This window comes from Streptomyces sp. DH37, from assembly GCF_029813835.1.
Classification (GTDB): Bacteria; Actinomycetota; Actinomycetes; order Streptomycetales; family Streptomycetaceae; genus Streptomyces.
In genome coordinates this window covers 81,237-91,628 of the sequence record NZ_JARVKV010000016.1, presented here as the reverse complement: position 1 = coordinate 91,628, position 10,392 = coordinate 81,237, and the positions used below count along the sequence as shown (strand labels likewise).

The following is a 10,392-nucleotide window of genomic DNA, read 5'->3' as shown; positions in this document are numbered from 1 at the left end:
GGCCGGACGCACGTCCGGCCGGGGCGGCCTCCGTTCCGCGCCCCGCCCCCGCGGGCGGGCGCGCGTTCAGTCCTCCCGTACGCGCAGGACGACCTTGCCCGCCGCGCCGCGCCCGTCGAGCTCGCGCAGCGCGTCCGCGGCCCCCTCCAGGGGGTGGACCGAGCCGATCAGCGGGTCGAGTCCGCCGTCCTCCAGGCGGGGCAGGATCTCGTCCCACTGCTCGCGCAGGTACTCCGGCCGGGGCAGCCAGAACGCGCCCCAGCCGACGCCGACGACCTCGACGTTGTTCAGCAGCAGCCGGTTGACCTTGACGGTGGGGATCTCCCCGCCGGTGAAACCGATGACCAGCAGGCGGCCCTCGGGAGCGAGGCTGCGCAGCGAGTCGGTGAACCGGTCCCCGCCGACCGGGTCGACGACGACGTCGACGCCCCGCCCGCCGGTCAGTTCGGCCACCGCCCGGCGGAACCCCTCCACCGGTACCGTCTCGTGGGCCCCGGCGCGGCGGGCGGTCTCCGCCTTGGCGCCGGTGGAGACCACCGCGATCACCCGCGCGCCCAGGGCGCGCGCCAATTGCACCGCCGCCGTGCCCACGCCGCCCGCCGCCCCGTGCACCAGCACCGTCTCGCCCGCGCGCAGCCGCCCCCGGCGGGTCAGGGCGAAGTGGACCGTCAGGCAGTTCATCGGCACCCCGGCGCCGGCCGTGAACGACAGGCGCTCCGGCAGCGGGAAGACGACCGCCGGGTCGGCGGCGACCTGCTCGGCGAAACCGCCGAAACCGGGGAAGGCGGCCACGCGGTCGCCCGGCGCCAGACCGCTGCCCCCGGGGGCGCTGTGGACGGTGCCGGCCACCTCCGAGCCGGGGACGAACGGCGGGTCGGGCCTGAGCTGGTACTGCCCCCGGGTCAGCAGGACGTCCGGATAGGTGACGCCCGCGGCGTGGACGTCGATGAGCACCTGGCCCGGTCCCGGCCGCGGGGCGTCGACGTCGGCGACCCGTACGGCGCCGGGCCCGTCGAGGGATACCACCTGTACTGCGCGCATGGGGTGAGGGTTCCTTCCGGAGGCGTGGACCGTGGACGGGGAGGGGCGGGATCAGCGGTAGGTGAGCAGCTCCCGCCGGTCCCCGGTGACGTGCGCGTGGTCGTTGAAGGACAGCAGGCTGATGCCGGACGAGCCCGCGACGACGGTGGTGATCGCGGCGTTGACGGCCACCCGGTTCAGCGCCACCACGCCGGCCGGGGGCGCGGACAGCAGGCCCCCGCACAGGGCCGCCAGCACCCCGCCGGAGGTGACCACCACCGCGTCGCGCCCGGGCCCGAGCCCGTCGGCCAGCTCCCGCAGCGCGTCGGCGGCGCCGGAGGCGAACCGCCGCCAGCCGCCCTCGTCCGCGTCGCCGATCCACGCCAGCAGCGCGCGGTCCAGCAGCGGCTGGACGGAGCGCGAGTCGGCGGGAGCCCCGGCGGGGGCGGCGCCGTAACGCCTGAGGAGGTCGAGGTGGTCGTACTCGTTCCAGCGCGGGTCGGTGCGCGGCGGCCCGGTCAGGCCGGCGGCCTCGACGATGATGCCGGCCGTGTCGCGCTGCCGGCTGAGGGTGCCGCAGACCACGACGGGGTCGCGCGGTGCGCGCCGGGCCAGTTCGGCCCCGGCGGCCTCCGCCTGTCTGCGGCCGAGGTCCGACAGCACGTCGTACCCCTGTGCCGTCCGGGCGCCGAACGACGCCTGACCGTGGCGTACCAGATGGATGACCGGCATCGCTGCCTCCTGCTTCCGGGATGCTGTCCGGGGTGCTGTCGGGATGCTGTCGGGGTGGTGTCGGGGACCGCCGTTCAGCGGTCCGCCCGGGCGATGACGCGGCGGCAGCGCCGGTGCAGGTAGTTCACCGCCAGCCACAGGTTCCGGAACGCCGGGTTGCGGGTCTGCCCGTGGTGGTAGCGGTAGTAGATCTGCTGGGCGATCGCGGCCAGCCGGAACAGCCCGAAGACCTCGTAGAAGGCCCAGTTGTCCGCCGGCAGGCCGGTGCGGTCGCAGTAGCGCTCGACGATCTCGGCGCGGGTGAGCATGCCGGGCAGATGGCTGGGCTGGCGGCGGGTGGCGCGCGCCATCCGGTCGTCGTCGGCCTGGACCCAGTAGGCGAGGGCGCCGCCGAGGTCCATCAGCGGGTCGCCGAGGGTGGCCATCTCCCAGTCCAGGACGCCGGTCACGCGCAGGTCGCCGGGGTCCAGGACGATGTTGTCCAGCCGCCAGTCGTTGTGGATCACACAGGTGGCCACGTCCTCGGGCCGGTTGTCCGCGAGCCAGGCGGTCACCCGGCCGAAGCGCGGCGTGTTCCAGGTGCGGGCCTGGGCGTAGCGGCGGGTCCAGCCCTCCACCTGGCGCCGTACGTAGCCCGTGCCCCTGCCCAGGTCGCCCAGGCCGGCGGCCTCGGCGTCGACGCCGTGCAGGTCGGCGAGGGTGTCGACGAAGGTTTCCGAGAGCCGGCGCGCCCGCGCGCGGTCCAGCGTCACCCCCTCGGGGAGGCGGCCGCGCAGGATCAGGCCGGGCACGCGGTCCATGACGTAGAAGTCGCCGCCGGCGACCTCCGGGTCCCGGCACAGGGCCCGGACGGCGGGCACGTACGGGAAGACCGGCCGCAGCCGCTCCTGCACGCGGTACTCGCGGGCCATGTCGTGCGCCGAGGACGCCTTGCGGCCGGCCGGCGGACGGCGCAGGACCAGCTCGGCGCCGGGGTAGCGCAGCAGATAGGTGAGGTTGGAGGCGCCGCCGGAGAACTGGGTGACCTCGGGGGTGCCGGTGAGGCCGTCCAGGCGCTCCTTGAGCCAGGCGTCGACCCGGGCGGTGTCGAAGGCGTCCTCGGCGCGTACGGCGCGCCGCCCGTCGGAGGAGGCGGGGGAGGGGGAGGGGGAGGCGGGGGAGGCGGGGGAGGCGCTCACGTCAGCTCATCCTCGCCACGACGCCCAGGGGCAGGTGGCGCATGGCGAAGCCCAGGGGGACCCAGGGCCAGGCGGGGACCTTGGCCTTGGCGGGCTCGGCCTCGATGGCCCGCACCATGGCGCGCACCCCCTTCTCGGTGGAGACCATCAGCGGCGTCCGGGCGGCGGAGCCGCTCATCTCGGAGGCGATGTAGCCGGGGAAGAGGGTGGTGACCTTGATCGGGGTGCGCAGCAGCTCGGCGCGGATGCCCTCGGCGAGCGCGGCGACGCCGGCCTTGCTGGCCGCGTACGCGGTGAGGTTGCGGGGCAGGCCGCGCATGGCGCTCATGGAGGACACGACGACCAGGTGGCCGGCACGCTGGTCGCGGAAGGCCTCCACGGCCGCCTCGCACTGGGCGAGGGCGGCGGTGAAGTTGGTCCGCGCGGTCTGGAGGTTGGCGTCGAAGCGGCCGGTGCCGATCGGCTGGCCCTTGCCGAGGCCGGCGTTGACGACGACCCGGTCCAGGGAGCCCAGATCGCTGCGGAAGGCGCGGAAGACCTCGAAGACGGCGTCGTGGTCGTTGACGTCGAGCGCGCGCACCGCGACCGTGATGCCGGGGTGGGCGGCCAGCAGCTCCCCGCGCAGCCGCTCCAGGCGGTCGGTGCGGCGTGCGCACAGGGCGAGGTTGCGCCCCCGGGCGGCGAACTCGTGGGCCATCCGCTCGCCCAGCCCGGCGCTGGCCCCGGTGATGAGGATGTTCCGTCGGGTGCTCATGCCGTGTGCTCCTGTGTGTCGTGCGCGGTGCCCCGTGCCGGATCCCGCGTCGGGCCGGCGGCGTCCTGCTCCTCCAGCTTCGCCCGGGTGCGCCGCCACATCCGGGCGATGCGCCGGTCCACCAGGGAGGGCCACAGGCGCCTGATCCGCACCGCCCGGCGTCCCTCGGGGTGGGTGAGGACCAGGAAGCGGCGCCCGGCGACGGCCGCGGCGACCTGCTCGGCGACCTGCTCCGGGGTGACGGTGCCGCGCCGGATCATGCGGGCGGCCTGGTGGGCGAGGACCGGGTCGGGGCTGCGCAGGCCGGTGTCGAGGGCGGTGGGCACGAAGCCGGGGCAGACCACGGTGGTGTGGACGCCCCAGGGGGCCAGCTCGTGGCGCAGGGTCTCCGACAGGGAGATCACGGCGGCCTTGGAGACGTTGTAGGAGGACATCCCCGGCAGGTTCATCAGTCCCGCCAGCGAGGCGATGTTGACGATGTGCCCGCCGCCCTGGCGCTTGAGGAGGGGGACGAAGGCGCGGCAGCCGCGCACGGCGCCGCCCAGGTTGATGTCCAGGATCCAGTCCCAGTCGGCGGCCTCGATCCGCTCCACGCGCCCCGCCGCGGCGACGCCCGCGTTGTTGACCAGGACGTCCAGGCCGCCCCAGTGCTCCTCGCACCAGTCGCGGACCGCGGCCCACTCCTCATCGGAGCGCACGTCCAGCCGGTGCCAGGAGACCTCGCCCGCCGGCGGTGCGGCGGGCTCGGCCAGATCGGTGACCAGCACCCGGCAGCCGGCCGCCGCGTAGTGCGCGGCGATCGCCCGGCCCAGGCCGGAGGCGGCGCCGGTGACCAGCACCCGGGTTCCCGTGCTCGTGTTCACGGCCGCTCCTCGTGGTACTTGGAGAGTTCCAGCTTCGCGACGACGCCCAGGTGCACCTCGTCGGGGCCGTCGGCCAGCCGCAGCGCCCGGGCGGCGGCCAGGAAACCGGCCAGCGGGGTGTCGTCGGACAGTCCGGCGCCGCCGTGCAGCTGGATGGCCGTGTCGACGATCTCCTGCGCCATGGCGGGGACGGCCGCCTTGACCTGGGAGAGCTGCCCGACGGCGCCCAGCGGTCCGGCGGTGTCCAGCAGCCAGGCGGTGTGCAGGACCTGCAGGCGGGCCTGGTCGATCGCGATGCGGGCCCGGGCGATGCGCTCCCGGTTGCCGCCGAGGTTGGCCAGCGGCTTGCCGAACGCGACGCGCCCGGTCGCGCGGCGGCAGGCCAGTTCCAGGGCGCGCTCGGCCATTCCGATCAGGCGCATGCAGTGGTGGATGCGGCCGGGCCCCAGCCTGCCCTGGGCGATCTCGAAGCCGCGGCCGGGCCCGGCGATGATCGCGCTGCTCGGCAGGCGCACACCGGTGAAGGACACCTCGCCGTGGCCGTAGGGCTCGTCCAGGTAGCCGAGGACGGGCAGCATCCGCTCGATCCGCACGCCGGGTGCGTCGAGGGGCACCAGCACCATCGAGTGCCTGCGGTGGCGGTGGGCGCCGGGGTCCGTCAGCCCCATGAAGACGACGAACCGGCAGTCGGGATGCCCGATCCCGGTGCTCCACCACTTGCGCCCGTCGACCACCACCTCGTCCCCGTCCAGGACGGCGGTGGCCTCCATGGTGGTGGCGTCCGAGGAGGCGACCCCCGGTTCGGTCATGCAGAACGCCGAGCGGACGCGCCCGTCCAGCAGGGGCTCCAGCCACCGCTCGCGCTGCTCGTCGCTGCCGTGGTGCAGCAGGACCTCGGCGTTGCCGGTGTCGGGGGCGTTGCAGTTGAACACCTCGGGCGCGATGAGGGAGCGGCCCATCAGCTCGGCCAGCGGTGCGTACTCCGACACGCTCAGGCCGGGGCCGTACCGCTCGTCGGACAGGAAGAGGTTCCACAGGCCCTGTTCGCGGGCCCTGGCCTTGAGCTCCCCCATCAGCGGCGGGACCGCCCACCGGTCGGCCCGGCCGCGCAGGGCGTCGAGGTACTCGCGTTCGCGGGGGACGATCTCGGTGTCGACGAATGCGGCGACGCGCTCGATGTACTCCCGCGCCCGCCGCGAGTGGGCGAAGTCCACGACCGGCTCCTTGCTCGGATGCGCCCGGGGGCGCCCGGGTCGGTGTCGCTGTGACGGCGAGCGTAGCCAACGTACTGAGCGGTACTCAATAGCGGGGGAGCGGGGTGGCCCGGATCACTCCCGGCCCCGGGCGGGCGCCGGAACGTCAGCGCGGCGGGGTGAGCGGCGCGAGCAGCCGGCCGAGACCGTCCACGAGGAAGCCGACCAGCTCTCCGGTCGCGACCTCGTCCCCGGCCTCGATCGCCATCTCCTCCGCCATGGCCAGCCAGCCGCGCACCGCCAGCCGTACCAGCGGGTCGGGGGACGGCTCGCCCAGCGCCGTCAGGATCCGCTCGGCCAGCGTGGCGCGGATGCCCTCGAAGACCTCCACCACCAACTCGTCCCCGCCCGCCCCGGCGCGCACCAGGGCCACGTAGTTGGCGCGGCGGCGCCGTACGAAGCCGGTGAAGCCCTCGACGACGGCGCGCACCCGCTCCTCGGGCCCGCCCTCCTCGGGCAGGCGGGTGTGGCCCAGCAACCGCTGCCCGGCGGCCCGGACCACCGCGACGTAGTAGTCGCGCTTGGTCGGGAAGTAGTGGAACAGCAGGCCGCGCGAGATGCCGGCCTCGGCGGCCACCTCGTGGATCGACAGCTCGTGGATGGGGCGGGTGACCAGCAGCCTCAGCCCGATGCCGATCAGCTGCCCGCGGCGGTCCTCGGCGCTCAGGCGCACCCGGGTGCGGACGGGGTCGGCGGTCATGGGGGCGACACTAACCCGCGGCCCGGAACCCGACAAACGCCTGGCCGGCGGGGTGGAGGAAGGGGCGGCGCATCTGTTGATCACCGCTCGACACGGTGCCTGTGCTCGGCGGTCACCGCCGCCGCGGCCCCGCCCCGCGCGTCCGCCGGCGAGGAGCCGTGCCCGATGATCCAGGTGAACACCGCACTCGGCCCCGTCGACACGGCCGCGCTGGGCCGCGCCTCCGTGCCCGAGCACATCCCCGCGCTCACCGCCGACGTCCGGGCCAACCACCCGGAGGAGTGGGGGAGCGAGGAGGAGCGGGTCGCCGACGCGGTGGAGAAACCGCGCGCCCTGGCCGCCTCGGGCGTGCGCGCGATCGTCGGCCCCACCGTCGTCGGGCTGGGCCGGTACGTCCCCCGCGTCCTGCGCACGGCCGAGCGGGTGCCCGAGCCGAACATCGTCGTGGCCACCGGGCCGTACACCTACGACGACGTCTCCTTCTTCTTCCGCCGCCGCGGACCGGCCCTGAACCAGGCGCCGGGCGCCGAGGTGCCCGACCCCGTGGTGGAGATGTTCGTCCGCGACGTCACCGAGGGCGTCGCGGACACCGGGGTGCGGGTGGGCATGCTCACGTGCGCCATCGACGAGCAGGGCATGACGGCGGGCGTCGAGCGCGTGATGCGCGCCGTCGCCGCGGCCCACCATCGCACCGGAGTCCCCGTCACCGCGCGCACCCACCCCGGCAGCCGGACCGGGCTGGAGGTGAGGCGGGTGCTGTGCGAGGAGGGGGGCGTCGATCCCTGCCGTGTCGTCCTGGGCCACAGCGGCGACACCGCCGACTGCGACCACCTCGCCGAACTCGCCGACGCCGCCTGCTCCATCGACTGGATCGCCCCGGACGTCATGGCCTTCCTCCCGCAGTGGCACCACCTGCGCATCGGCCAGGAGGCGCTGCCCTGCGTACGGGAGCGCGGCGTGACCGAGGAGCGGATCACCGCGATGCTCACCGGCAACCCGCGCCGCCTCTTCGGGACCGCCGACGGGCCCGCCGGTTCCGGGGGCTGACCGTCCGGTGTTCCGGGCTCTCCGGTGTTCCGGAGGGGGTCGGCGGCCGGGGGTGCGGGGCATGGGGAGGCGCCGGCCAGGACGGGGGGGAGCCTGGCCGGCGCCGGTCTGTGCGCGGGTGCCGGTGGACGGCGGTCGCCTTCGCGGCGAGGGGCACTGAGGGGCTTCAGCCGAACGATCTTCCCCGCAGGCGATGGGTGAGGCCCGGGGACACTGTCCCGCCCACCGGCACCCGCGATGGGTACAACCGGCCGGCCATCCCCGACATTCCCCCTCGGACCGGGTGAACCGCATCACATCGCCCCCGGTGCCATGGGCGGGCGGGTCGGGGTACTCGCGGATCATGACGACATCCGCCGAAGTGCTGCCCGAGTCCTTGCTGCGCGACGCGGTCGACCTCCTGGTGAGACTGGTGGAGGCGGCCGGCGCCCTGATCATCTTCGTGGGCGCCGTCTGGGCCTTCGGCCGCTTCCTGCTGACCATGGTGCGCGGGGGCGGCCCCGACCGCAGGTTCAACAGGATCCGGCTCACCCTGGGGCGTTTCCTGGCGCTCGGCCTGGAGTTCCAGCTGGCCGGGGACGTACTGCGCACGGCCGTCGCGCCGAGCTTCACCGAGATCGGGCAGCTCGCCGCGATCGCGGCGATCCGTACCGCCCTGAACTTCTTCCTCAGCCGGGAGATCGCGAACGAGCGCGCCGAGATCGAACGCGAACGCCGCAAGGAGGCGGACGGCTCCCGCGCCCCGGCGGGACCGGCGTGACCGCCGTCCTGCACCTGGCCGCCCTCGTCACCACCGCCTTCGGGCTGGTCGCCGGCGCGGTGGTGCTCGCGGCCGCACGGAGGCCGATGCCCGCGCTGGCCGTCCTCCTGGACTTCCTGACCGCGGCGGGGCTGCTGCGGCTGGCCGGCGAGCCGAGCTGGGACACCATCGCGGCGGCCGCCGCCGTGATCGCCGTCCGCAGGCTCGTCGCCACGGGCCTGCGCGCCTCGCATCCGCACTGACCGCGCCGGCGGGAGGCGCCGCGCGGATATCGACCGGGTCACAGCAGGGGGCGGGCACGTTGCGGGACCGGGCCGCCGGGTAGTCGTGCCCGATGTTCTTCGACACCGGATACGACCTCCTGCGCGTGACCGTCATGGCCGCGTGCGCCTACGCGGCCCTGATCACGGCGGTGCGGCTGTCGGGCAAACGCACGCTGGCGAAGATGAACGCCTTCGACCTGGTGGTCACCGTCGCCCTGGGCTCGACGCTGGCCACCATCCTGCTCAACGCGACCGTCTCCCTCGCCGAGGGGGTGATCGCGCTGGCCCTGCTGGTGACCCTCCAGTTCGCCAACGCCTGGACGGCGGTGCGCTCCCGCCGCTACCGGCGGCTGATCAAGGCCGAGCCGACCCTGCTGCTGAGCGACGGGAACATGCTCGCCGAGGCGATGGAGCGGCAGCGGGTCACGGCGAGCGAGGTGCGCCAGGCGATCCGCTCCCAGGGGATCGGCGCGGTCGAGGACGTCGCCGCCGTGGTGCTGGAGACCGACGGCAAGTTCAGCGTGCTCCCCCGTTCCCAGGTCGGCTCGGGCAGCTCACTGCTGGACGTCGAGGGGGCGGTCCGGCCGCGGCGGGACGGGTGACCCGGGACGGATCCGAAGGGACCGGGATGGAGGTGCGTACATCGCGGACCCCCGCGAACGCCATCAAGATGGTCGGCACGAACCCCTAAGGAGTTCCCGTGGCCCGTCACTCCTCTCCCCGCGGATCGGCGTCCGCCCGGGAGGCCCCGCTCCTGTCCGACCCCTCGGGGGTGCGGAACCGGCTCGTGACCCCGCTGATGGTCCTGGCCGGCGTCTGGCTGCTCCTGGCGGCGTGGATCCTCGGCTATCCCTTCAACGACGCGGCGGTGGACGCCCAGCGCAACGAGACCGGCGTGGGCATCGTGGTGCTGCTCACCGCGGGCGCCCGGATGGTGCGCCCGCGCGGGTGGCTGTCGGACCTGATCGTCCTCGCCCTCGGCGTCTGGCTGCTGGTCGCGCCCGCCCTGATCGACTACGGCGGACCGGACGTCACCCCCGAAACCGCCCGGACCAACGAGGTCGTCATGGGCATCGTGCTCGTCGCGCTGGCCGCCGTGAGCCTGCTCCTGCTGTTCCGGGCGCGCCGCGGGGCCCGGGGGGAGGCCGGGTGAACGGCGTGCCGCGCACCCGCGACGAGACCCCACCTCCCGCCGCCCTGTGCCGGGCCCGTTCCGCCACCGGCCGCGCCGGCGCGTGACACGCCGACCGGATCGCGCGGCGGGCCGCCGGGTCCCGGCCCCAGGGCCGGTCGGTGACCAGGGGCCCGAGCACGTCCACCGCCGTCCTCCCCCGCGCCCGGCGTGTACCCGCGCGGGCCGCGTGCCGCCGCCGGGCGGGCCCGCGTACCGCCCGGCCGACGAGCCGAGGGATCCGACGGCGGGCGTGGGGAACCCCGCCCGGCCCGGATCAGGGCCTGGCGGCGTGCTTCCCCTCGGCGGCCCTCCGCGCGGCCCTCGCCCCGTGGGTGGCCGCCACCGCACCGGCGACGGCGGCCCATGCCCCGGCGAGGGCGGCGACCGCCCCGGCCGTCGCCGCCACCCTCGCCACCCACTTCGTGTAGCCGTCCATGCCGTCAACCTCCACGGGCCGCGTCCGCAGGCGATACGGAAAGTCCTGCGCGCGTCAGCGTAGGGGACGGGGAGGCCGATGGCCGACGGGGACATGCTGCCTTCACCGGGATGCCCGGCCCGGGACACGGACGGCGGGGACGGAACCGACCGGAGCCCGTGGCGCACGCGTGCGGGCGGGGCCCGGTGGTCCGGACCCCGCCCGCGTCCTCG

At 75.2% G+C, this 10,392-nt stretch carries 13 protein-coding genes; 5 read left to right on the top strand and 8 right to left on the bottom strand.

What is annotated here, in order from left to right; translation table 11 throughout:
• Window positions 1-66: 66 nt before the first annotated feature.
• The 7 genes from QC029_RS11520 to QC029_RS11490 form a co-directional block, all read right to left on the bottom strand.
• Window positions 67-1,041: an NADPH:quinone oxidoreductase family protein gene (locus QC029_RS11520; RefSeq protein WP_279555477.1), complete on the bottom strand. Its 975-nt coding sequence runs from the start codon at window positions 1,039-1,041 to the stop codon at window positions 67-69.
• A gap of 51 nt (window positions 1,042-1,092) precedes the next feature.
• Window positions 1,093-1,752, bottom strand: a complete 660-nt coding sequence (locus QC029_RS11515) for a histidine phosphatase family protein (RefSeq protein WP_279555476.1) — start codon at window positions 1,750-1,752, stop codon at window positions 1,093-1,095.
• Window positions 1,753-1,826: 74 nt separating this feature from the next.
• Window positions 1,827-2,930, bottom strand: a complete 1,104-nt coding sequence (locus QC029_RS11510) for a phosphotransferase family protein (RefSeq protein ID WP_279555475.1) — start codon at window positions 2,928-2,930, stop codon at window positions 1,827-1,829.
• 1 nt (window position 2,931) lies between these two features.
• Window positions 2,932-3,684 carry an SDR family oxidoreductase gene (locus QC029_RS11505; protein ID WP_279555474.1) on the bottom strand — a complete coding sequence of 251 codons (753 nt, stop codon included), beginning with the start codon at window positions 3,682-3,684 and terminating at the stop codon, window positions 2,932-2,934.
• Window positions 3,681-4,547: an SDR family NAD(P)-dependent oxidoreductase gene (locus tag QC029_RS11500; RefSeq protein WP_279555473.1), complete on the bottom strand. Its 867-nt coding sequence runs from the start codon at window positions 4,545-4,547 to the stop codon at window positions 3,681-3,683. The genes QC029_RS11505 and QC029_RS11500 overlap by 4 nt, the downstream gene beginning before the upstream one ends.
• Complete coding sequence (locus tag QC029_RS11495; protein ID WP_279555472.1) at window positions 4,544-5,761, bottom strand: acyl-CoA dehydrogenase family protein; 1,218 nt, start codon at window positions 5,759-5,761, stop codon at window positions 4,544-4,546. The genes QC029_RS11500 and QC029_RS11495 overlap by 4 nt, the downstream gene beginning before the upstream one ends.
• A gap of 145 nt (window positions 5,762-5,906) precedes the next feature.
• The gene (locus tag QC029_RS11490) at window positions 5,907-6,500 is read right to left on the bottom strand and encodes a TetR/AcrR family transcriptional regulator (protein WP_279555470.1); all 594 of its coding nucleotides are present in this window, start codon (window positions 6,498-6,500) and stop codon (window positions 5,907-5,909) included.
• A gap of 165 nt (window positions 6,501-6,665) precedes the next feature.
• Here QC029_RS11490 and QC029_RS11485 point away from each other — a divergent pair, with 165 nt between their 5' ends.
• From QC029_RS11485 to QC029_RS11465, 5 genes are all read left to right on the top strand, one after another.
• Window positions 6,666-7,547: a phosphotriesterase-related protein gene (locus tag QC029_RS11485; RefSeq protein ID WP_279555468.1), complete on the top strand. Its 882-nt coding sequence runs from the start codon at window positions 6,666-6,668 to the stop codon at window positions 7,545-7,547.
• Between the two features lie 343 nt (window positions 7,548-7,890).
• The gene (locus tag QC029_RS11480; RefSeq protein WP_279555467.1) at window positions 7,891-8,307 is read left to right on the top strand and encodes a DUF1622 domain-containing protein; all 417 of its coding nucleotides are present in this window, start codon (window positions 7,891-7,893) and stop codon (window positions 8,305-8,307) included.
• Complete coding sequence (locus QC029_RS11475; RefSeq protein ID WP_279555465.1) at window positions 8,304-8,549, top strand: hypothetical protein; 246 nt, start codon at window positions 8,304-8,306, stop codon at window positions 8,547-8,549. The genes QC029_RS11480 and QC029_RS11475 overlap by 4 nt, the downstream gene beginning before the upstream one ends.
• A 92-nt stretch (window positions 8,550-8,641) precedes the next feature.
• Window positions 8,642-9,172 (top strand): DUF421 domain-containing protein, encoded by a 531-nt coding sequence (locus QC029_RS11470; RefSeq protein ID WP_279555463.1) that lies wholly within the window; start codon window positions 8,642-8,644, stop codon window positions 9,170-9,172.
• A 98-nt stretch (window positions 9,173-9,270) separates the two neighbouring features.
• Window positions 9,271-9,723, top strand: a complete 453-nt coding sequence (locus QC029_RS11465) for a hypothetical protein (protein ID WP_279555462.1) — start codon at window positions 9,271-9,273, stop codon at window positions 9,721-9,723.
• 295 nt (window positions 9,724-10,018) lie between these two features.
• On the opposite strand, the gene QC029_RS11460 is transcribed toward QC029_RS11465, so the two are convergent.
• Complete coding sequence (locus tag QC029_RS11460; protein ID WP_279555461.1) at window positions 10,019-10,180, bottom strand: hypothetical protein; 162 nt, start codon at window positions 10,178-10,180, stop codon at window positions 10,019-10,021.
• Window positions 10,181-10,392 lie beyond the last annotated feature (212 nt).